Source organism: Micromonospora sp. NPDC047134, assembly GCF_040643455.1.
Taxonomy (GTDB): Bacteria; Actinomycetota; Actinomycetes; order Mycobacteriales; family Micromonosporaceae; genus Micromonospora.
Genome location: NZ_JBEYUI010000013.1, coordinates 56,795 through 78,514, shown reverse-complemented (window position 1 = coordinate 78,514; position 21,720 = coordinate 56,795). Strand labels below are relative to the sequence as shown.

Below are 21,720 nucleotides of genomic sequence, written 5' to 3'. Positions count from 1 at the left end.
GGCGAAATGGTCAACTGCCACCCTGGAGATCAGCCTGCCGGCCACCTCCGGGTGCCGGCCTGCCGAGCGGAGGGTTCGAGATGTTGTTGCGCGTACGGGTCACCCTGCCGGACCGTCCGGGCACCCTCGGCCAGGTGGCCCGGACCTTGGGGGTGTCGGGCGCGGACATCGTCCAGGTGGTCGTGCTGGAACGTCTCGGCGGGCGGGCGGTCGACGACTTCACCGTGGTGTGGCCGGGCGCCGCCCGGGTGGAGCGGCTGCTGGCCGGGCTGGCGGCGATCCCGGGGGTCCAGGTGGACGGGGTGTGGCGGGCGATCGGCGCGCCCACCACCACCGGCCAGGACGCCGAGTTGTTGGCGCAGGTCGCCGCCAACCCGGCCGACGGGTTGGCCACCCTGGTCGACGCGGTACCCGGGCTGCTGGCCGCCGACTGGGCGGTAGCGGCCGTGGTACCGGTCGACTGGGCCAGCCGGACCGACGGCGGTGGGGCCACGGTCGGGCACGCCAGTTGGCGTACCCCGGTGCCGCCGAAACTGCCGGAGGTGACCCCCCTGCGGGCCCGGTCGCTTACCGTTCCGGACGGCGGGCACTTCGCGATCGCCCCCTTCGGTCGGGCCGGGTTGGTCATGGTCGTGTGCCGGGAACGCAGCGAGGCACTGACCCCGGCCACCTTCCACTCCACCGAGGTGGACCGGTTGGCCCAGTTGGTCCGGGCCAGCGCGGTGATCCTCGGCGATCGGCTGGACCTGGTCGACACCCCGCCGGTCGTAGCCAAGCAGTGACCGCCCCTGGCCTGCTGTGACGCAGACCGCAGGGCCGGTCGCGGCACGACACGGCCAGGCAATCCGCCGGCAACAGCCGGGCGCGAGGGTGGTGCGGGAAGGGAGGCAACAATGACCCTGTGGCGGATCCGGGCCACCGTCGACGACCGACCGGGCTACCTGTCGGTGCTGACGGCCAGCCTCGCGTTGCGCGGAGTCAACATCCTCACCGTGCAGGTACACACCACCGAGCAGGGGGCCGTCGACGACTTCCTGGTCGACGCGCCGGACACCCTCGACGAGACCGACCTCATCGCTGCGGTGGAGCGGGGCCGGGGACGAGACTGCTGGGTGGCGCGCAGCGAGGCGCGTGGCCTGGTCGACCAGCCGACCCGGGTGCTCGGGCTGGCCACCCGGCTGGTTCGCGACCCGGACGCGACCGGGGAGGTGCTGCGGGCCCTGCTCGGCGCGGACGAGGTGAGCTGGCGGCCCGAAGCCCGGTCCGGCATCGACGGGACGACGATGCAGTTGGCCGACCCCGGCGGGGGGTCGCATCACCTGGGTCGGGTGGCCCCGAGCTTCACCCCGGCGGAGTACGCCCGGGCGCAGGCCCTGCTGGAGTTGGGGGCCACCGCGGCCGGCCGGTACGCCGAGCAGATCACCCTGGTCCTGCCCGACGGGGCCGAGTTGACCGTTCGGCCGGCCGTCGCCGAGGACCTGGCCGCGGTGGTCGAATTGCACCGGGCCTGCTCGCCGAGCACCCGGCAACGGCGCTACCTGGGCGGGGCGGGTACACCGTCCCCGGCACGGTTGCGGCGGCTGCTGGAGCCGACCCGAGGGCTGACTCTGGTCGCGGTCACCACCGACCCGGAAGCGGGTCGGGAGTCCGTGGTGGCGATGGCGAACCTGCTGGCCGAGGGCGACGAGGCCGAGGTGGCGTTGCTGGTGCGTGACGACTGGCAGCGGCGCGGGCTGGGTTCGACCCTGCTGCGGCGGTTGACCCGGCAGGCCGAGACGAGCGGATACGCGGCCGTGGTGCTGCACACCCAGGCCGACAACACCCCGATGCTGCGGACCCTGCGTCGGCTGGGCCGACCGGCCACGGTAGAGCCGGACGGCGGATTGTTGACCCTGACCGTGCCCCTGACCGCCGAGGTTCCGGCGCAGCGTACGGGCTGACCGGGAAACAGACGACCGTCCTCCGGTGCGGAGGACGGTGAGAAGGGCAGGACTTCCGGTGCGGAGGGCCTGCCCTTTGCTTTGCTGCTCTGCGGCGGGCGGCCCGGCTACCGGTGGGGGAGAAAACGGCCGTCGGAGGGACACCGACGGCCGTTTTCCGGTGGTTGGTACGCAGCGAGCTTCCCGACCTGGTCGGGGGATGACCCAAGTCTGCCTGCCCACCGTCGGTGTTGATCTCAGGTGAACGGTCTGAATCGGGCGGACGGGAGGATCTCCTGTCGGGACAGCGGAGACGAATCCGGGGCCTGCGACGGCGTGTCGCCGTAACGCACCAGGCCGGATGGACGCTGCGCACCACTTCCTGGTGGCTTCCCAAACCACCCGCTGCCACATTACATTGCTAGTTATCCATGGGAGCGCTCCCGGTCCTGCTGGATCCCACCCTCGCCACCTAGCGGGCAGCCGTCCGATTCCGACGCGCGGTCGCGCGTCGGCGCTGCCTGCGCCGCACCGACAGGAGCAGTCGATGCACCACACCTCCGGGCCGGGTCGCGCGCGCCGCGACTGTTCCGGCCACCGCGAACCCTGGTCCCGTCGCCTCCGCACGGCGGGTACCGCCCTGGTCACCGGGCTGGCGCTGGTGCTCGGCGTACCGGGGACGGCCGTCGCCGCCCCGACCTCCGGCGACGCCTCGACCAGCGCCGCCGCCCCCGCCTTCAACTACGCCGAGGCGCTCCAGAAGTCCCTGCTGTTCTACGAGGCCCAGCAGTCCGGCAAGCTGCCGGACTGGAACCGGGTCTCCTGGCGGGGTGACTCCGCCCTGCGTGACGGCTCCGACGTCGGGATCGACCTGACCGGCGGCTGGTACGACGCCGGCGACCACGTGAAGTTCGGCTTCCCGATGGCCTTCACCACCACCATGCTCGCCTGGGGCGCGGTGGAGTACCGGTCCGGCTACGCCGCCTCCGGCCAGCTCACCCACCTGCTGAACAACCTGCGGTTCGTCAACGACTACTTCGTCAAGGCCAACCCGGCCCCGAACGTGCTCTACGGCCAGGTGGGCAAGGGCGACGACGACCACAAGTGGTGGGGGCCGGCCGAGGTGATGCAGATGGCGCGGCCCGCATACAAGATCGATGCCAGCTGTGGGGGTGCGGACCTGGCCGGGGAGACCGCGGCGGCGATGGCCGCCTCCTCGATGGTGTTCCGACCCACCGACGCCGCATACGCCGACAAGCTGCTCACCCACGCCCGGCAGCTCTACACCTTCGCCGACACCGTGCGGAAGAACTACCACGAGTGCATCACGGACGCGACCAGCTTCTACCGCTCCTGGAGCGGGTACACCGACGAGCTGGTCTGGGGGGCGATCTGGCTGTACCGGGCCACCGGCGACGCCGCCTACCTGGCCAAGGCCGAGAGCGAGTACGACCGCCTCGGCACCGAGCCGCAGACCACCACCCGCTCCTACAAGTGGACCGTGGCCTGGGACAACAAGCAGTTCGGGGCGTACGTGCTGCTGGCCAACCTGACCGGCAAGCAGAAGTACATCGACGACGCCAACCGCTGGCTGGACTTCTGGACCGTCGGGGTCAACGGGGAGCGGATCCGCTACTCGCCCGGCGGGATGGCCGTGCTCGACTCCTGGGGGGCCCTGCGCTACGCGGCCAACACGGCCTTCGCCGCCCTGGTCTACAGCGACAAGACCACGGACGCGACCCGCAAGGCCCGCTACAAGGACTTCGCCGTCCGGCAGATCAACTACGCGCTCGGTGACAATCCGCGCAACTCCAGCTACATGATCGGCTTCGGGGCCAACTCCCCGAAGAACCCGCACCACCGCACCGCGCACGGCTCCTGGTGGGACAGCATGACCGTACCCACCGAGACCCGGCACACCCTGTACGGCGCCCTGGTCGGCGGGCCCTCCTCGCCGAACGACGCGTACACCGACAACCGGTCGGACTACGTGATGAACGAGGTCGCCACCGACTACAACGCCGGCTTCACCTCCGCCCTGGCCCGGCTGACCCAGGAGTACGGCGGCACCCCCCTGGCCAACTTCCCGGTCCCCGAGCAACCGGACATCGACGAGCTGACCGTGGAGACCACGGTCATGCAGAACGAGCCGCGGGCCACCGGGATCAAGGCCATCGTCTACAACAAGTCGGCCTTCCCGGCGCGGGCCCTGACCGACGCCAAGTTCCGCTACTACTTCCGGGCCAGCGGCCTGGGCCTGTCGCCGGTGGTGGTCACCCCCGGCTACACCCAGGGCTGCCCGGCGCCCACCTCCGCCCGCAACGTGGGCGGCGATCTCTACTACGTCGAGATCGACTGCACCGGGCACACCATCGCGCCGGCCGGTCAGTCACAGCACCGGATGGAGGTGCAGTTCAAGATCGGCGTCCCCGAGGGTGTCGCGTGGGACCCGAGCGACGACCCGTCGTACCAGGCCACCGCCGGGCCGAACCGCAAGGTGCCGCTGTACGTCGGCGGCCAGCGGGTGTGGGGCGAGGAGCCCGCCACCAGCACGGACACCACCCCGCCCACCGTTCCCGGTACGCCCGTGGCGACCTCGGTCGCCTCCCGTTCGGTCAGCCTGACCTGGGCACCGTCGACGGACAGCGGCAGCGGTGTGGACGTCTACATCGTCAACACCCACGTGGTCGGCAGCGACACCTACAGCTGGTACCCCTCCAGCACGAACTCGCTGGTGCTCAGCGTGTCCCCGGGACGCACCTACGAGATCACCGTGCAGGCTCGGGACAAGGCCGGCAACACCTCGTCCGCGTCGCCGATGCTGACCGTCACCGTACCGGCCGTCGACGACGGGGACACCGTGCCACCCACCGCGCCCGGCTCGTTGACCGCTTCGGCGATCACCACGACCGGGGTGACCCTGAACTGGGCGCCGTCGACCGACAACGTGGGGGTGACCGGTTACCGGATCTACCGGGGCCCGGCGCTCGGTGACGTCCTGGTCGCCACGGTCACCGGCACCACGTACCAGGTGACCGGCCTGGAGCCGGACATCACGTACTACTTCTACGTGGTGGCTATCGACGCGGCCGGCAACGCCTCGCCGCCCTCGGAGCGGGTGACCGTGACGACGTCGGCGCCGCTGCCGACCTCGCCCTGCCGGATCACCTACGGCACCAACGACTGGGGCACCGGCTTCACCGCCAACATCACCATCGCCAACACCGGCACCACGGCCATCAACGGCTGGACCCTGGCCTTCACCTTCCCGCACAGCGGCCAGCGGGTCGGCCAGAGTTGGTCGGCCGTCTTCCAACAGAACGGCACCTCGGTGACCGCGACCAACATGTCCTACAACGGCACCATCGCCCCGGGCGCCTCGACCAGCATCGGTTTCAACGGCACCCACACCGGCAGCAACCCCAGGCCGACCAGCTTCACCCTGAACGGCAACCCCTGCACCATCGCCTGACGGATCCCTCGTGGGGGTGGGGCGCCTGGTCGACGACTGGACGCCCCACCCTCGTCCACCTCTGCCGGCCGGACTTGGCGGCATCTATGGTGCCCGCATGTCGATCAGCGATCAGGACCTGGTCATCGCAGCGGCGGAGGCCGGGGCAGAGGTGGTCCGCTCGCACTACGGGTCAGCGCTGCCCCACTTCCCGAAGTCCGCGGGTGACTTCGCCACCTCGGCCGACGTGGAGGCGGAGGCGGCCATCCTCGATGTCCTGCGCAGCGCCCGCCCGAACGACCTGGTCGTGGGTGAGGAGAGCGGACACACCGGTACGGGTCTGAGCGGTCGCACCTGGTTGGTCGATCCGCTGTGCGGAACCCTGAACTACGCGGTCAGGAACATGCTGGCCTCGGTGAACATCGCTCTGCGGATCGGGGAGCAGGTCACCGTGGCCGCCTCTGCCGATCCGTTCAGTCATGAGGTGTTCTGGACCGACGGTGCCGGTGCGTACGTGCGTCACGGTGGTGTGGACCAGCGACTCGACCCGTCACCTGAGTCGAGGCTGGTAGAGGTCAATCTAGACCCGCCCTTTCCCAACATCGAGGTCTTCTCGGCTGCCCGGTTGCTCGCCGATCAGGGCTTCATCGACAGCTTCCGTCCGCGGGTGGTCTCCACCACCCTGGCGGTGGCCTGGGTCGCCGCCGGCCGTCGAGCCGCCTACCTCACCGATGGCCGACTGCACGACAACGTGCACTTCGCGGCCGGTATCGCGCTGTGCCAGGCGGCTGGCTGCGTGGTCACCAGTCTCGACGGCCAGCCGCTCCACACCGGCCTCGGCGGCCTGGTCGTAGCCGCCGACGACCAGACCCATGCAGCTCTGCTCACGCTCGTCCGAAACCAGCGGGCAAGATCACGCTAGATCTGAGATCGAGTGGCTTCGCGCGTCTGGGTGACCACTCGATCCCAGATCGAGCGTGATCTCGAAGGCGGGGTGCGGTCATGCCCGAGGTCAATCGACGAGTTCTTCGGCGAGCAGGTCCATCAGCAGGCCGTCGTGCCAGCGGCCGTCCGCGCCGCGCTCGTAGCGGCGCAGCACCCCCACCGGGCGGAAGCCGACCTTGGCGTACGCCCGGATCGCGGGGGTGTTCGCCGCCGCCGGGTCGATGGTGAACCGGTGGTGGCCGTGGGCGTCGATGAGGTGCCGGATCAGGGTGCGGATGGCGTCGCCGCCGAGCCCGGCACCGCGTACCGCCGGGTCCAGGAAGATGTCCAGGCTGGCGTGCCGGTAGTCGCGGTCGTTCTCGGCGTACCACTGGATGGCACCGATCACCCGGCCCTCGTGCTCGACGGCGTACACCGTCAGGTCCTCGTCGGCCAGATCGGCGGTGACGGCGGCGGCCAGGTCCTCGTCGCCGCGCCACCAGCGGCGTACCTCCGGCTCGGCCCGGATCGCCGCGAGGGCCGGTACGTCCGTGGCCGTCACCGGTCGCAGCACCACCGAGCGTCCCCGCAGCACCATGCTCAGCCTCGCAACTCGCCGTGTTCGACACAGACCGCCGACCAGCCGACCGGCAGCACCTGCACCTTCATCCGCCGTCGGCAGTGCGCACAGTAGCGCGGCGGTTCCAGTGCGCGAGCCGCCGCGCAACCGGGGTGGGTGCCGGTGTCCACGGCCTCCCCACACCGGTCGCACCAGGCGCCGAGTATCTCGCCCATCGGGGTCACAGGGTCGCCGAGAGCGCCTTGACCGGCATCTTGAGGTCTTCGAGCATCTTGAGGTCGTCCGTGGCGGGTCGACCCAGGGTGGTCAGGTAGTTGCCGACGATCACCGCGTTGATGCCACCGAGCAGTCCGTCGCGGGTACCCAGATCACCGAGGGTGATCTCCCGGCCGCCGGCGTACCGTAGGATGGTGCGCGGCATGGCCAGCCGGAAGGCGGCGATGGCCCGCAGCGCGTCCTTGCCCTCGACCACCGGCCGGTCGCCCAGGGGGGTGCCGGGTCGGGGGTTGAGGAAGTTCAGCGGCACCTCGTGCGGGTCCAGTTCGGCCAACTGGGCGGCGAACTCGGCCCGCTGCTCCACGGTCTCGCCGAGACCCAGGATGCCGCCGCAGCAGACCTCCATGCCGGATTCGCGGACCATCCGCAGGGTCTCCCAGCGCTCCTCCCAGGAGTGGGTGGTGACCACGTTCGGGAAGTAGGAGCGGCAGGTCTCCAGGTTGTGGTTGTAGCGGTGCACGCCCATCTCGACGAGCTCGTCGACCTGTTCCTGGGTGAGCATGCCCAGCGAGGCGGCGACCTGGATGTCGACCTCGGCCTTGATCGCCGCCACACCCTCGCGCATCTGCTTCATCAGCCGGGCGTCCGGGCCGCGTACGGCGGCCACGATGCAGAACTCGGTGGCCCCGGTGGCGGCGGTCTGCTTGGCGGCCTTGACCAGGGAGGGAATGTCCAGCCACACCGAGCGCACCGGGGAGGTGAACAGGCCGGACTGGGAGCAGAAGTGGCAGTCCTCCGGGCAGCCGCCGGTCTTCAGCGAGACGATGCCCTCGACCTCCACCTCCGGGCCGCACCAGCGCATCCGCACCTCGTGGGCGAGTTGCAGGGTGGCGGTCAGGTGCTCGTCGGGCAGGTTGAGCACGGCGAGGACACCGGCTTGGTCGAGGCCGACGCCGCCCTCCAACACCTGGGTGCGGGCCTGGTCGAGGATCTCTGACATGCACGTACCCTACAAGGCCACCAGAGCGGCGGTAACGGGCGCGGGGAGCCGGCGGGCCGGCAGCGTCCGGCGCCCTGCGGCGAGCCGTCCTGCGCCACGCCGGGGCGATCCGTACGGATGGTAATTTCGCCGGCGGGGACACGGGGAGGGGCGTGGCGGTGGCGGACTGGCTGGCGGCGCTGAACCGCCGCGCCGAGCTGCGGGCGCGGGCGGGTCTGACCCGCAAGCTGTACCCGCGCCCGGCCGCCGACGCCGTGGTCGACCTGGCCGGCAACGACTACCTGGGGCTGTCCGGGCACCCCGAGGTGATCGCCGCCGCCACCCGGGCGCTGTCCCGGTACGGCCTGGGGGCTACCGGTTCCCGGTTGGTCCGGGGCTCCACGGAGGCCCACCACGCCCTGGAGGACAGCCTCGCCGGTTGGCTCGGCACGGATCGGGCACTCGTCTTCTCCTCGGGATACCTGGCCAACCTCGGTGCCGTCCGGGCCCTGGTGCGCCCCCGTACCCTGCTGATCTCCGACGCCCACAACCACGCCAGCCTGATCGACGGGTGCCGGGTCTCCGGTGCGGAGACCGTGGTCACCCCGCACGCCGACGTGGCCGCCGTCGCGACCGCCCTGGCGGCGGCGCCCGGTAGACCGGCGGTGGTGATCACCGAGTCGATCTTCTCCGTCGACGGTGACCTGGCCCCCCTGGTCGACCTGCACCGGGTCGCCCGGGAACACGGCGCCCTGCTGCTGGTCGACGACGCGCACGCCCTCGGGGTGACCGGGCCCGCCGGGGCCGGTGCGGTGGCCGCCGCCGGGCTGGCCGGCGAACCGGATGTGGTGATCACCGCCACCCTGTCCAAGGCCCTGGCCGGGGCGGGTGGGGTGGTGGCCGGTCCGGCCGAGTTCGTCCGGCATCTGGTGGAGACCGCCCGGACCTTCATCTACGACACCGCCCTGCCCCCGGCCGTCGCCGCCGGGGTGCACGCCGCAGTCGAACTGGCACGCACCGGGGAGGAGCGGCGGGTCCTCCTGGCCGAGCGGGCCGCCCTGGCGGTGGGTCGGCTGCGCGCCGCCGGCCTGGAGGTCTCCACCCCCGACGCGGCCGTCGTCTCGGTCACCGCCCCCGGACCGGAGGCGGCGACGGCCTGGGCCGCCGCCTGCCGCGAGCGGGGTGTGGCGGTCGGCTGTTTCCGTCCCCCCTCCACCCCGGACAGTCGGTCCCGGCTGCGACTGACCATCGGCGCGGGGGTGTCCCAGGCGGACTTCGAGCATGCCCTGGAGGTCATCGTGGAAAGCGCCCTATGACGGAGCAGTGGCGGGGACCGGTGTTGGTCACCGGGACCGACACCGAGGTCGGCAAGACCGTGGTGACCGCGGCCATCACGGCCGCCGCGCAGGCGGCCGGGCTGCGGGTGGCGGTGGTCAAACCCGGCCAGACCGGTACGGCCACCGGCGAGCCCGGGGACATCGAGGCGATCACCCGACTGGCCGCCCCGATGACCGGCCGCACCCTGGCCGCCTTCCCCGACCCCCTGGCCCCGCTGGCCGCCGCCCGGGTGGCCGAGTTGCCGCCCCTGGAGCTGTACAACGCGGTCGACGCGATCCGCGAGGAGGCCGAGAAACACGACCTGGTGCTCGTCGAGGGGGCCGGAGGACTGCTCGTACCGATGGGGGTGCGGCCCTCGGGGGAACCATGGACGGTGGCCGACCTGGCGGTGTCGCTGGGCGCCCCGGCGGTGGTGGTGGCCCGCGCCGGCCTCGGCACCCTCAACCACACCGCCCTGACCCTGGAGGCCCTGGACCGGCGGGCCGTACCGGCCGGGGTGGTGGTCGGCGCCTGGCCGGCCGAACCGGAACTGGTGCACTGGGCCAACCTCAGCGATCTGCTGCCGAACCTGCTCGGTGCCCTGCCCGCCGGGGCCGGGGCGATGGACCCGGGAGTGTTCCGCCGGTCCGCCCCGGGCTGGTTGACCCCGGCGCTGTACGGGGTGCTCGACGACTGGCGGGCCTGGGCCGACGAGATCAGTTGAGCGCCTCGCCGCTCAGCGGCCGACCAGCAGGGTGTCCGGCATCCGGAAGGTGAGGTTGTCCGGGTACCAGGGTGCCCGCAGCACCCGTACCTCGGCCAGCAGCGGGGCCACCTCCGCCACCACGGTAGCGGCCTCCATCCGGGCCAACTGGTCGCCGACGCAGCGGTGTGCGCCCGCCCCGAAGGCCAGGTGTCGACGTGACCCGCGCTGACCGGGCAGGAACTGCTCCGGTGCGTCCACCACGGCCGAGTCCCGCCCGGCGCGGGCCAGCCACAGCACGATGCTGGTGCCCGCCGCCACCGCCGTACCGCCCAGAAGAGTGTCCATGGTGGACACCCGTCGCCAGGTGACGATCGGCGGCTCTAACCGCAGCCCCTCCTCGACCACCTCGGCGACCCCGACGGAGCCGTTTCGCAGCCCGGCCAGCACGGTCGGTTCCCCGATGAGCCGGTGCATCAGCAGGGTGAGGAACTGGGAGGTGGTCTCCTGGCCGGCGACCAGCAGGAAGAACAGCGCACCGACCACCACGTCGGGCGGGTGCCCGGCGGCCCGCAGGGAGGCGGCCAGCCCACCCCCGGTGGCCGCGAACTCCCGCAGCACCAGATGAAAGCGACCCACCTCGGTGGCCAACTGCTGCTGCCGGTCGGCCTCCAGCGGGGCCCAGAACAGTTCCAGGGCGGCGCGGGCGAAGTCCTTCACGGCCGTCACCGGGGCGTCCGGCAGCTCGATCAGCCGGGCCAGCACCAGCAGCGGCAGGTCGGCGGCGAGCCCGGCGTACAGGTCCACCGGTGCGCCCGCGTCCAGGTCGGCGGTCAGCCGGGTCACCCGCTGCCGCACCAACTCGGTCAGCCAGTCCCGCTGGGCGGCCACCCGGGAGGGGTGCAGGGCCTCGGCGACCAGGGCTCGGATGCCGGGGTGGCTGGCCTCGCCGTTGTTGGCCAGGGTCGGTGGCAGCCGGAACCGGTGCCGGGCCAGGATCCGCAGCGCGGCCACCGGGATCGGGGTCACCGCGTCCAGGGCGTTGTCGGGCCGGTAGGTCCGGGGATCGGTCAGCACCTGCCGGACCAGTGCGTGCCGGGTCACCAGCAGGTGTTCGACCCCCAGGTGATCGGCTACCCGGGTCACCCCGTTGCCGGCCCGGGCGTCGTCGTGCGCCGCCGGGGCCGACTCCCAGCTGCGGAACAGCACGGGCGACACCCTAGTCGCCCGCCGTCGGCCGTCCCGCGCGCAGTTGCCACACGGTGGTGCGCTTCACCCGTACGCTCTCCAACGCCTCGCTGACCGGCACCTCGTAGCTGGCTAGTTCGTCGAAGCGGTCCCGGGGCAGGAAGGCCCGGCCGGGGTCACCGACGAGCACCTGGGCCCCGTTGCGCGCGGCGCGCAGCAGGAACCGCAGCACCCGGTTGGTCATGGCCGCGCTGTAGAAGACGTCCCCGGCGAAGATCACCTCGGCGTCTCCGGCGTCGCCGTCGAGGATGTCGGCGAGTTCGGCGTCGACCCGTACCCCGTTGGCCTCGGCGTTGAGGGTGATCGCCGCGACCGCCAGGGGATCCACCTCCACCGCCCGTACGGCGGCGGCCCCGGCCTGGGCGGCCGCGATGGCCACCAGCCCGGAGCCGGAGGCCAGGTCGAGCACCCGACGCCCGGCGGACAGCTGCGGATTGTCGACGACGTACCGGGCCAGGCCCTGCCCACCGGCCCAGGCGAAGGCCCAGAAGGGCGGCGGCTGGTCGCTGCGGAACTCGCCCTCGGTCAACTCCCACAGCCCGATCGGTTCGTCGGCCTGATGCAACCGCACCTCCGGTACGAAGGCGACGGGGGCCAGGCGGGCGTGCAGCCGGACGAAGGCGGTGGAGAGCGCGGACATCCGGTGATTGTCCACCGGGGGGCTTCCCGGCGTGTCGCGGGTGTCCGGTGAGCGGTTCAATACCGTCCGTGAAAAGGGGCATCTTGCTTCACCACCGGTGCGAACACACCCGTCTACCCGGTGGCCCCCGGCCCTCCTAGCGTTGCCGATGGAGACGACCAACGGGAGGACAGGATCGTGAAGAGGCTGTGGCGCAGCACGCTACGGATCGGGGTGGTGCTGGCCTGTCTCACCGGGGTGGACGTCGCCATGGCCGCGCCCGCGCACGCGGCGTTCGCCACCGAACTCAGCGGTCTGCCGCAGCAGTTCACCGCGGGCGGGCAGGCGGCGACGGTGTCCGCCGTGGTGTCCCGCGACGACCCCGGCGGCTGCCTGAAGGTCCGCTGGTCGTTGCTGCTGGCGGTGCAGGGGATGCGGCTGGATCAGGTCCGGGTGGACCGGATCGAGGAGACCGGCTCCTTCCCGGTGCAGGTGCGCATCGAGGGTGACGTGGCCCGGCTGACCGACCGGCAACTGGACCCGGGCACCCTCTGCCCGGGGCGTACGGTGACCGCCCAGTACCGGATCGGGTTCGCCGCGGGCGTCGGGCAGGGCCGGGTCAGCCTGGCCGCCGAGGCGTACGACCGGAACCTGCGGCTGCTGTCGCGGCAGACGGCGAACCGGGAGGTGATCGGCCGGGGTGCGGCGACCCCACCCACCACGGCCGCCCCCACCCCGAGTTCGGTGCCGACGGTGGATCCCACCGAGGAGCCGATCGAGGTGCCGACGGTCGATCCGACCGACGAGGAGACCGAGGTCGACGACCAGGGCGATGTAGCGCCACCGGCAGACGATCCGCCGGCCGCCGGGGCCGCCGGCAACCAGGTGTCGCAGTCCGGCACCGGGATCGGTCTGACCGAGGCCGCCTTCCTGCTCGGCGGGCTGCTGCTGTTCCTCGGTGTCGGGCTGCTGATGCGGTTGCGGCAGTTGACCCGCGAGCCGGAGGTGGCCGAGGGTTCGACCGTCACGGTCGGCCCGGGGCGGGTAGGCGAATGGGAAGGGCCGCCCGGCGAGTGGCAGCGGCCGCCCGACCGTCGGCGATGGCGGACCGTACCCCGCTGAGGGCGCTCGGTCGGGGTCAGGGCGCCCAGTCGGGATCGCGGCCGAAGGCGGCGATCAGCCGGTCCTGCCGGTCGGCGGTGGGGGAGACCCCCACCTCGGTCCGGACCAGCCCGCTGCGCTGGTAGTCGTCGATCTGTCCGGCGAACCACTGGGCGCACTCGGCGACCGCGTCGGGGTCCAGGACCGGATCGGCGCCGATCGCCACGGCGAGATCCCAACCGTGGACGAGGTGTTCGGCGATCAGTTGCCGCAGGTACTCCTCCGCAGGGGTGTCACCGGCCGACAGGTGCACGGTGGTCTCCCGGGCCCCGGGGCGGGTGGCGGCCAACTCGGCCTGCGCTGCCGCGTCGCGGGCGGCCTCTACCGGGTCCGCGCCGAGTTGATCACCGTCGTACCCGTCGCCGACCTCGGCTATGGTCCGCCCGGCGAGCAGGGGCACGCTCCACCGTTCCTCGCCGACCACGTGGTTGACCAGCGTACGGACGTCCCAGTCGGCACACGGGGTGGGCGCCGACCACTGCCCGGGGGCGACCAGTGGCACCCGTTCGATGAACTCGGCCACGCTGCGCCGGTAGGTCTCCAGCAGGTCCATGGCGTCATTCTGACCGGCCGGGGTACAGCCGGTGACCGGTTCTCGGGGACGGGCTCAGTCCAGTTGTGCCGGGTCCAGGCCGAGTTCCCGGGCGGCCACCAGGCGTACCCATTCGGCGAACTGTCGGCGGGAGATGACCCGCTCGTGCACCGCCAGTTGCACCGCCAGGCCGTCCATCACCGCACTGATCCGCCACGCCGCACCGGCCGGGTCCGCGCATTCGAAGACCCCCTCGCGCACCCCGTCGGAGATGACCTCGGCGAGATCCTGCCGCCACCGCAGGTCCAGGCGGCGGGACACCTTCTCCAATTCCGGGGTACGCAGGGACTCCGACCAGCCGTCGATCCAGATGGACCAGGAGGTGGGCCGTCCGGTCGGGGTGTAGAGCCGCAGGAGGCGCCGCAGTTTGGTCAGCGGTGCGGCATTGGACTGGGTGACCGCGTCCAGCCGGGCCAGATCCTGTTCGACGGCGTAGGCGAAGGCCTGGGCGAGGAGGCGTTCCTTGGTGGCGAAGTGGTAGAAGACCAGGGCCTGGCTGACCCCGGCGGCCTGCGCCACGTCCGCCGTGCGGGTGTTGGCCAACCCGCGCTGCGCGATGACGTCACACGCGGTGCGGAGCAGGGCATCCAGGCGGATTTCGGCCGCACGTCTCGTCACGCCCGTCACCGTAACCCATCCAAATGGATACGGCGTGTCACCGAAGCCCGGGTGATCCGACTTGCGACAGTCGGACACCAGACAGTTGTTCACCGGGCCTTTCCCGCACCCCCTCCGCCTTCCTGCTCCCTCGCCCGATTTCCTACCCATCCTCCTAGGAAGCTCAGGGATGGGGATTGCTGACGCGCCGCGGCGACCACCCGATTTGGCAACCGTTCCATGACTCGGCTAAAGTTCTCATCCGTCACCGGGAACGCGCCGGGGGCACGCGGACGTAGCGCAGCTGGTAGCGCATCACCTTGCCAAGGTGAGGGTCGCGGGTTCGAATCCCGTCGTCCGCTCGGAGCTGCCGCCACGCTTGACGGGGGCAACCTCGGTGGGGTGGCCGAGAGGCGAGGCAACGGCCTGCAAAGCCGTGTACGCGGGTTCAAATCCCGTCCCCACCTCGGACAACAGCAAGGGCGATTGGCGCAGTGGGAGCGCGCTTCCTTGACACGGAAGAGGTCACTGGTTCAAACCCAGTATCGCCCACCAGATCTGAGCGACTGACGAAGCCCGTCACCGGAAAACGGTGACGGGCTTCCTCGTTTTCCCAGGAAACCATGGGGGATCGAACATGACAGCCGTCCGTACCGCCCTGGTCGTCGGCGGCGCGACGACCTGGCGCGGGCCCTGCGCGAGCGGGCCCAGGCGCAGGGCGTGCCCATCGTGTACGGCAAGCGCCTCGTCGACGCCGGGTCGACCGCGGGCGGGGTGCTGGCCCGGTTCGGCGACGGCTCCACCGCCACCGCCGACCTGCTGATCGGTGCCGACGGCATCCGCTCCCGGGTGCGTACCCTGATCGATCCGCGACCGACCACCTGGGCCGAGGCCCACCAGACCCCGCCGGACCAGTGGCTGCACCGGCTGCGTGAGGTGTACGCCGACGACGTGCCGGCCCGGCAGGTGCTCGCGCACACCGAGCCCGCCGACGTGGTGGCGATCGGGTCGATCGAGACCATGCCGTCGGTGCCGCACTGGTACCGCGACCGGATGGTCCTGGTCGGCGACGCGGTGCACGCCCCGTCACCCAGTTCCGGCCAGGGCGCCTCCCTGGCCGTGGAGAGCGCCGTGCAGTTGGCGCGCTGCCTGCGCGACCACCCCGACCCGCCGACGGCGTTGAGCGCCTACGAAGGGTTGCGTCGCCCGCGGGTGGAGAAGGTCCTCCGCCCCGGTCAGCGCGGAGTCGGCGCGACGCTGACCGGCGGCGCTGCGGTCCGCGCCCGGACACGACGGTGGCGGCCACCAGCTTCGGTGGCCGCCACTGCCCGTCGACCGCTCAGCTTGCTCGGCCGCTGGTCACAGCGGCGGTGCGACGTCCCGACGCTCCTCGACGCGGCGGTACTCCACCGGCTCCTCGGTCGTGGCGACCACCTCACGCCGGCGTCCCCAGACGAGCATGGTCATGATCAGGCCGACCACACCGGCTGCCATCAGAATCCAGCCGACGACGTCCAGGTCCAGACCGCCGATGCTGGCGTTGAGCGCGAAGGTGAGGATGGCGCCCACCGCGAGCAGAAAGATACTGGTGCCGATACCCATGACAGCCTCCTTTTTCCGGGGATGCGGTGTGCTGTCGAAGGGCTCTGTACCCCGGCGGTGAACGGCGCAATCACCCGCACTGTGGGGTGCCCGCTCGAGCGATCTTGTCATCGGGTACAGTTGGCCCGTCCCCGGCGGTGCCGGGGCAGGCGGACGTAGCGCAGCTGGTAGCGCATCACCTTGCCAAGGTGAGGGTCGCGGGTTCGAATCCCGTCGTCCGCTCGCGATTCGCTCACCCGTCGGGGTGTGGCGGTCACCACGGGCGATTGGCGCAGTGGGAGCGCGCTTCCTTGACACGGAAGAGGTCACTGGTTCAAACCCAGTATCGCCCACCAGCAAGCCCTCTCCGACGCGAGTGATCCGCGTTCTGCCGGGCGCTAAGCCTGAGCCGAAATGATCGATCGGGCTGCCAGACTTTCCCGCATGGGCACCCCGGCGTTCGTTCGTTCGTCACCCTACTGGCCGGTGGTCCGGCACCGGATCCTGCGGCGGCTGCTGCCGGGCTTCGCGCTGTCGTACCTCGGAGAGGGGATGGCGCTGCTGGCGGTCAGCTGGCTGGCCATCCAGTTGGCACCCCGGGCCAACGCCGGTGTCTGGGTGGCCGCCGCGGTCGCCGCGTACACGCTGCCGGGTGCCCTCGGCACCGTGCTGTTCGCCCGGGTGCTCAGTGGCCGCAGCGGGGCTCAGCTGGCCGCCTGGGACGCTGTCGTCCGGGCGGTGATGCTCGGGGCGATCCCCGTCGTCCACCTCGCCGGAGCCCTCGACATCAGGTGGTTCACGCTGCTGCTCGGGTGCTCCGCACTGCTGCGCTCGTGGGGGTCGGCCGGCCGGTTCACCCTCATCGCCGAGCTGCTGCCGGTCGAGCACCGGCTGGCGGGCAACGCGCTCATCGGACTGTTCAGCGAGGCGTCGACCCTGATCGGGCCGGCCCTGGCGGCACTGCTCATCGCGGCCGCCGGGCCGGTGCTCGTCATCGCCGTCGCCGCCGGCACGTACGCCGTCCTCGCGGTCAGCTACCTGGTCGCCGTGCCGAGGACGGCCCGGGCCCCCATCGAGCAGCGGCAGGGATCGAGTCTCGCCGGCTTCGCCGCGATCTGGCGCGATCGCCCGTTGCTCGGACTGTCCACGCTGACCTTCGGGTTCTTCTTCCTCTACGGGCCGGTGCAGGTGGCGTTGCCGATCCACGTCGCCGAGTCGCTCGGCAACTCTGCCGGCACCCTGGCCGCGTTCTGGACGGCGTTCGGCGCCGGGGCGCTGATCGGCGGATTCGCCGCCGGCTACCTGCGCCGTTGGCGGCTGTGGCCGACAATCATCGCCATCGTCGTCGGCTGGGGTGCGGCACTGCTGCCATTGGGACTCGGCGCACCGACCGGCGTGGCCCTGGTCGCCATCGCGATCGGCGGACTGATCTGGGCGCCGTACCCGGCCGCCACGATGGCGTTGCTGCAACGCAGCACCGACGGTGCCGGCAGAGCACCGGTCCTCGCCGCGTACGCCGCGATCGCGACACTGTCCGTACCGCTGGGCACCATCACCGCCGGGCCGTTGATCACCGGCGTCGGTGCCGAGTTCACCATCCTGGCCGCAGCGGTGCTCACGGTGGCCTTCGGCGTCATCGCCGCGGCGATCGCGATCTCGCGGGCGGTCAAGGGCAGCGCCGTGCAGGATCGAGCCGACCTCGCCGTCCGTCAACTGGACCCGGAGCCGCTGCCGTGACCGGCCGGGCCACCAGGATTACCGGTCGTCTCGGCCGGTGACAGCGAGGGCGAGCAGGCCCTGATCCAGGCCGACCAGCAAAGTGTCACCGACGGTGCAGCAGGCCAGAGCCGGGTGATAGACCGGGATCGTACGGACCGTCCGGCCGGTCGTCGGATCCCAGATCCGCACCGTACGGTCGCGGCTGGCAGAGGCCAACAGGTCCTGACCATCGACCTGGATCAGGCTCAGCCCGGTGACCGCCGCGCTGTGCCCGGTGAACCAACGGACCGGCTGGCCCCATTCGGCGTCCCACATCCGGATCGAGTGGTCGGCGCTGCCCGACACCAGCATCCGCCGGCCGGCCACGGTGATGCCGCAGAGCGCGGTCACCGCATCCTGGTGACCCTGCTGCACCCAGACCGGGGTGTCGCCACCTCCCCACAACATCACCGTGCCACTCTTGTCCGCCGAGGCGAGCGCCTCGATGCCGGGCCAGCTCACCGTGGCGAGCGCGGTCACCCAGGCATGGGTGACATGCCCGAGCAGCACCATCCGTACGGCACCCGTGTGCGGGTGCCACAGCCGGACCGCCTGGTCGTCGCCGGCGGAGGCGATCAGGGTCTCACCGTTGATGACGATCGGGCAGACCGCAGCCACCTCGCCGTAGTGTTCCCGCATCTCCAGCCCTTGCGCGCCGTCGCGGACGTCCCATCCGACGACGGCACAGTCGTCCTGGGCGGTGAACAGCAGCGGCTCCTCCTCGTCGGCGACCGCGCACATGGCGTTGACGGTGCCGCCCGGGGTGTTGAATTCCTGCAGGCGTTCGCCGGTGTGCACGTCCCAGAACCGCACCAGGCCGTCGGTGCCACCGGCGGCGACCAGCGGCCGTTCACCGGGCAGTTGGCAGAGCGCGCTCACCGGAGCGAACCTGTCCTGGTCGGCGATGGTGCCTGGCTGACCGCCGGCCGGATCCCACAACCGTACGGTGCCGTCGTCCCCGGCGGTCGCCAGCATCCGCTGCTCTGCGGTGCGCAGCTCGCACACCGCGCGGATCCAGCTCGCGTGTCCCCGTAGGCTCGGCCGGCTCGTCCAGGTCGGCACCTCCCACAGCCGGATCAGTCCGTCCTCACCGGTGGAGACCAGCAGGCAACCATCGTCGACGTCGATGGTGCACAGGTCGGTGACCGGCCCACCGGTCTCCAGAAGCTTGACGCACCGGCCGGTGAACGGATCCCACAGGCGGACGGTGCCGTCGTAGCCGCCCGAGGCGAGCAGGGTGCCGCCGGGGGTGCGCACCGCGTAGAGGGTCGTCGCCCAGCCGGCATGTCCGGCGATGGTCAGCGTCGGCTCGACATCGGCGGTCGGCTCCCAGATCCGGATCATTCCGTCGAAGCCGGTGGAGGCGAGCAGGTGACGTCCGTCGGCGGGGACGTAGGTCACGGCGGTGGCCCAGCCGATGTGCCCGGTCAGCTTGTACCGCTGGACGCCGTTGGCGGGATCCCAGATTCGTACCGTCCGGTCGTCGCCAGCCGAGGCGAGCAGGTCGCCCCCGGGCAGCGGAATGGTGCAGATGTTGCGTACCCAGTCGTGGTGTCCGCGCAGTTCGTGTCGGCGCTGGCCGGTCCGTGGCTCCCACAGGCCCACCGTGCCGTCATGGCTGGCCGTGGCGAGTAGGGTCTCGCCGGCGCTGGTCCGAACGGCGCAGACGCCGCGGACGGTGTCGTCGTGACAGTTGAAGACCGACTCGGCCTGGTTGGTCAGCGGATCCCAGAGCCGAACGGTGCCGTCGTCACCGACGGAGGCGAGCAGCCGCCGACCGTCGACCTCGATGGCGGCGACGTCGTAGACGGCCTGCGAGTGCCCGTCAAGCACGCTGCGTTCCTGCCGGGGCGGGGTGTGCGCCCACCGGGCCCGGTAGGGCGCGCCGTCGGCGCCGATGCCACTGTCGAGATCGTCGAGGCGGTCGACCACCGAGAAGAGCGCGGCCCGCTCGGCGGGCTCCGCGGCCACCGCCAACGGCGTACGTCGCAGCAACCGCGCCCGGGACTGCGCTCGCGGGGACATCGGGGCCCGGGTGGTGTCGACGACGGTGAGAAGCCGATCCAGATGCGCGTGCAGCAGGTAGTCCCCATCGGCGAGCAGGCGTTCGACGAGTCCGGCCCGAGCGGCGTGCTGGGGCAACGAACGCAGGAGGTAGTCCGGCGCGGACGCCCAGCCGGTGTCAGCGGCCAGGTCGAGCCAGGCGGACACCAGGCGGCGCTGGTCGTCGCGTCGGACGCCCTGCTGATCCCGGTCGGCCAGCAGCGCATCGTTGAGTGCCTGGTGGAAAAGCCGGTACGCGGGCTGTGCGCCGCCGCCTGTCTCGACCAGGAAATTCGCCGCAGAACCGCGGGCGAACAGGGCGAGCTGCTCAGCCGTGGCCGTACCGCCCAGCGCCGTCACCGCCGCCTGCCACAGCGGCAACGGCAGCCCTGGCGCCTCGGCGTACGCCAGGGCTGTCAGCGCCAGGCGGGCGGAGGTCGAACCGGCCGCCGGAAGCCCGGCGAGGTAGGCGTCCAGCGCGTGGGCCACCGTGGCGGTGAACGACACCGAGGCCGGATCGACCGCCGATGTGTCGCGCAGCGCGTGTGCCCGCGCGACCAGTCCGGCAACGAGGAAATTGCCCTTGGCCAGAGCGGCGATGCGTCGGGCGAGCGGGGCTGCCACGCCCGGATCGGCGTACGGGTTGGCCGCGCGCTCGGCACCGAGCAGTTGCAGGGTCGCCTGGGCGTAGTTCACCAGGTCGGACTCCGCGAAGTATTCGGGCGTGTCCAGGTCGATCAGTTCCGTGTTCTCGCCGAAGCAGGCGATCAGGTCGCCTTGGTCGTCGCGGCGTCGGGTGCCGACCACCACCCGGAATCCGTACGGGCCGCAGTCGCGTGCCAGCGGCAGCAGGATCTCGTCGACGATCCGGCGGGCGTGGCCGGGGTCGGCGGCCTCGTCGAGTGCATCGATGACCAGGGCGAAGCGGCTGCCCCGCCGCATCAGGCGGTCGCGTACGGCCGGGGCCAGGTCGGCCGGGGTGCCCGGCAGGTCCACGGCGGCGGCGCGGGCGATCTCCGTCGCGACCTCGATGGCGGTCTTGCCCTTCGCGTGCACGGCGCAGGAGACCGAACCGAGGGTGGCCCGCACGGCGAGGTCGTCCGCCGGCAGGCTCGCCCGGATCTGTCGGTCGGCGGTGGTGACGATCCGTCCCAGAGCGGCGGACTTTCCCACGCCGGGAGAGCCGGTGACGAGCAGCGGTCGGGTGATCGGAGCAGGCTGGTCGATCCAGTCGACGATGCGTCGCAGTGCCGTGGTCCGGCCGCGGAACCGGGCGCCGCCCTCGGTGTCGACCGCCACGCCGCGGGCGCGGGGCAACCAGTGCCGCCCCGCCTCGCCGTCGGTGCGCAGCGTCCACCCCCAGGCGGACAGCGCGGCGTCGTCGGCGTCGGCGACCCGCCACGCGGAGAGAGTCGCGAGCTTCATCTCGGGTAGCTGCTCGTCGGCGTGATGCAGGGTCACGGCTTGGCCCTTGCCCCGGCCGTCGGCGGAGACGACGACACCGATCACGGCCTGATATTCCGGCGACCACACAGCCCCGCCGCTGAACCCCTTGCTCAGTGCGCCGCTCGAACCGCTGTCGATCATGATGTGTCCCCAGCCGCCGATCTCGGTGACGGTACCGGCGGCCGGGGTACCGCCGGCTATGGCGGCGGGAAATCCGTACGTCCAGAAGGGACGTTCGACCAGTGGTTTGGGGTCAAGGCAGCGCAGCCGTGCGGGTGCGACGGTGGCCGGGACCGGCTCGACCAGCTCCAGCACGGCCAAGTCGATGTGTGCGGCCTGACGGCCGTCGTGCAGGCACGGGCCAACCTTGCGACGGTCGTAGTAGCCGACCTTCGGGGCGAGCGGGAAGGCGACCCAGAGATCGTGGAGGGTACCGTCGTCAGCGAATGCCACGTGGTGGCAGGTGAGGACGAGGTTGCTGTCGATGACGATGCCGGTGCCGACCGGTGTGTGAGGGTTGCCTTCCCGGTATAGGGCTACCGCCCATGGGCTGCCATCAGGGGCTGTGGTCACGGGCCACCGGATC

The 21,720-nt window shown here is 71.7% G+C and carries 17 protein-coding genes, 5 tRNA genes and 1 pseudogene; 14 read left to right on the top strand and 9 right to left on the bottom strand.

From position 1 onward, the window contains the following. The first annotated feature begins 80 nt into the window (after positions 1–80). From ABZ795_RS17295 to ABZ795_RS17280, 4 genes are all read left to right on the top strand, one after another. A complete protein-coding gene (locus tag ABZ795_RS17295; RefSeq protein WP_357531069.1) occupies positions 81–782 on the top strand; it encodes an amino acid-binding protein in 702 nt (233 codons plus the stop codon). Between the two features lie 111 nt (positions 783–893). Further along, the gene (locus tag ABZ795_RS17290; protein WP_357531068.1) at positions 894–1,940 is read left to right on the top strand and encodes a GNAT family N-acetyltransferase; all 1,047 of its coding nucleotides are present in this window, start codon (positions 894–896) and stop codon (positions 1,938–1,940) included. Positions 1,941–2,466: 526 nt separating this feature from the next. Next, complete coding sequence (locus tag ABZ795_RS17285) at positions 2,467–5,391, top strand: glycoside hydrolase family 9 protein (RefSeq protein ID WP_357531067.1); 2,925 nt, start codon at positions 2,467–2,469, stop codon at positions 5,389–5,391. A 97-nt stretch (positions 5,392–5,488) separates the two neighbouring features. After that, positions 5,489–6,292: an inositol monophosphatase family protein gene (locus ABZ795_RS17280; RefSeq protein WP_357531066.1), complete on the top strand. Its 804-nt coding sequence runs from the start codon at positions 5,489–5,491 to the stop codon at positions 6,290–6,292. 90 nt (positions 6,293–6,382) lie between these two features. Here the strand turns inward: ABZ795_RS17280 and ABZ795_RS17275 are convergent, their stop codons facing one another. From ABZ795_RS17275 to bioB, 3 genes are read right to left on the bottom strand one after another with little or no spacing between them, the layout of a single operon-like run. Beyond that, entirely contained in the window at positions 6,383–6,889 is a 507-nt protein-coding gene (locus tag ABZ795_RS17275; RefSeq protein ID WP_357531065.1) for a GNAT family protein, read from the bottom strand. A gap of 5 nt (positions 6,890–6,894) precedes the next feature. Next, positions 6,895–7,089: a hypothetical protein gene (locus ABZ795_RS17270; protein WP_357531064.1), complete on the bottom strand. Its 195-nt coding sequence runs from the start codon at positions 7,087–7,089 to the stop codon at positions 6,895–6,897. Positions 7,090–7,094: 5 nt separating this feature from the next. After that, a complete protein-coding gene (bioB, locus tag ABZ795_RS17265) occupies positions 7,095–8,090 on the bottom strand; it encodes a biotin synthase BioB (protein WP_357531063.1) in 996 nt (331 codons plus the stop codon). Positions 8,091–8,248: 158 nt separating this feature from the next. Between bioB and ABZ795_RS17260 the strand changes: the two genes are divergently transcribed. Together ABZ795_RS17260 and bioD are read left to right on the top strand one after the other, a co-directional pair. Beyond that, the gene (locus tag ABZ795_RS17260) at positions 8,249–9,385 is read left to right on the top strand and encodes an 8-amino-7-oxononanoate synthase (RefSeq protein ID WP_357531139.1); all 1,137 of its coding nucleotides are present in this window, start codon (positions 8,249–8,251) and stop codon (positions 9,383–9,385) included. After that, positions 9,382–10,110: a dethiobiotin synthase gene (gene bioD, locus ABZ795_RS17255; protein ID WP_327022020.1), complete on the top strand. Its 729-nt coding sequence runs from the start codon at positions 9,382–9,384 to the stop codon at positions 10,108–10,110. The genes ABZ795_RS17260 and bioD overlap by 4 nt, the downstream gene beginning before the upstream one ends. 12 nt (positions 10,111–10,122) lie before the next feature. Here bioD and ABZ795_RS17250 read toward each other — a convergent pair whose 3' ends face one another. Both ABZ795_RS17250 and ABZ795_RS17245 read right to left on the bottom strand, forming a co-directional pair. Further along, a complete protein-coding gene (locus ABZ795_RS17250) occupies positions 10,123–11,295 on the bottom strand; it encodes a cytochrome P450 (protein ID WP_357531138.1) in 1,173 nt (390 codons plus the stop codon). 13 nt (positions 11,296–11,308) lie between these two features. After that, on the bottom strand, positions 11,309–11,977 hold the full coding sequence (locus ABZ795_RS17245) for a 50S ribosomal protein L11 methyltransferase (RefSeq protein ID WP_357531062.1): 669 nt from the start codon (positions 11,975–11,977) through the stop codon (positions 11,309–11,311). A 177-nt stretch (positions 11,978–12,154) separates the two neighbouring features. Between ABZ795_RS17245 and ABZ795_RS17240 the strand changes: the two genes are divergently transcribed. Then, positions 12,155–13,078, top strand: coding sequence for a hypothetical protein (locus ABZ795_RS17240; protein ID WP_357531061.1), 924 nt, complete (start codon positions 12,155–12,157; stop codon positions 13,076–13,078). Positions 13,079–13,094: 16 nt separating this feature from the next. Here the strand turns inward: ABZ795_RS17240 and ABZ795_RS17235 are convergent, their stop codons facing one another. Next, positions 13,095–13,670, bottom strand: a complete 576-nt coding sequence (locus ABZ795_RS17235) for a TIGR03086 family metal-binding protein (RefSeq protein ID WP_357531060.1) — start codon at positions 13,668–13,670, stop codon at positions 13,095–13,097. A 54-nt stretch (positions 13,671–13,724) separates the two neighbouring features. Next, positions 13,725–14,327: a TetR/AcrR family transcriptional regulator gene (locus ABZ795_RS17230; RefSeq protein ID WP_357531059.1), complete on the bottom strand. Its 603-nt coding sequence runs from the start codon at positions 14,325–14,327 to the stop codon at positions 13,725–13,727. A 268-nt stretch (positions 14,328–14,595) separates the two neighbouring features. Between ABZ795_RS17230 and ABZ795_RS17225 the strand changes: the two genes are divergently transcribed. The 4 genes and pseudogenes from ABZ795_RS17225 to ABZ795_RS17210 form a co-directional block, all read left to right on the top strand. Beyond that, positions 14,596–14,668 (top strand) — tRNA-Gly (locus tag ABZ795_RS17225). A gap of 34 nt (positions 14,669–14,702) precedes the next feature. Continuing rightward, positions 14,703–14,773, top strand: a tRNA-Cys gene (locus tag ABZ795_RS17220). Positions 14,774–14,786: 13 nt separating this feature from the next. Continuing rightward, a tRNA-Val gene (locus ABZ795_RS17215) sits at positions 14,787–14,861 on the top strand. Between the two features lie 75 nt (positions 14,862–14,936). Continuing rightward, positions 14,937–15,524: pseudogene (locus ABZ795_RS17210) on the top strand (FAD-dependent monooxygenase); the annotation flags it as partial. A 141-nt stretch (positions 15,525–15,665) separates the two neighbouring features. Here the strand turns inward: ABZ795_RS17210 and ABZ795_RS17205 are convergent. Beyond that, complete coding sequence (locus ABZ795_RS17205; RefSeq protein WP_327022015.1) at positions 15,666–15,908, bottom strand: DUF6458 family protein; 243 nt, start codon at positions 15,906–15,908, stop codon at positions 15,666–15,668. A gap of 149 nt (positions 15,909–16,057) precedes the next feature. On the opposite strand from ABZ795_RS17205, the gene ABZ795_RS17200 reads away from it, so the two are divergent. From ABZ795_RS17200 to ABZ795_RS17190, 3 genes are all read left to right on the top strand, one after another. Then, a tRNA-Gly gene (locus ABZ795_RS17200) sits at positions 16,058–16,130 on the top strand. A 38-nt stretch (positions 16,131–16,168) separates the two neighbouring features. Next, positions 16,169–16,243 (top strand) — tRNA-Val (locus tag ABZ795_RS17195). Positions 16,244–16,373: 130 nt separating this feature from the next. Next, complete coding sequence (locus ABZ795_RS17190) at positions 16,374–17,624, top strand: MFS transporter (protein ID WP_327027192.1); 1,251 nt, start codon at positions 16,374–16,376, stop codon at positions 17,622–17,624. Between the two features lie 18 nt (positions 17,625–17,642). Here ABZ795_RS17190 and ABZ795_RS17185 read toward each other — a convergent pair whose 3' ends face one another. Further along, positions 17,643–21,707 carry a trypsin-like peptidase domain-containing protein gene (locus tag ABZ795_RS17185; RefSeq protein ID WP_357531058.1) on the bottom strand — a complete coding sequence of 1,355 codons (4,065 nt, stop codon included), beginning with the start codon at positions 21,705–21,707 and terminating at the stop codon, positions 17,643–17,645. Between the last annotated feature and the right edge of the window lie 13 nt (positions 21,708–21,720).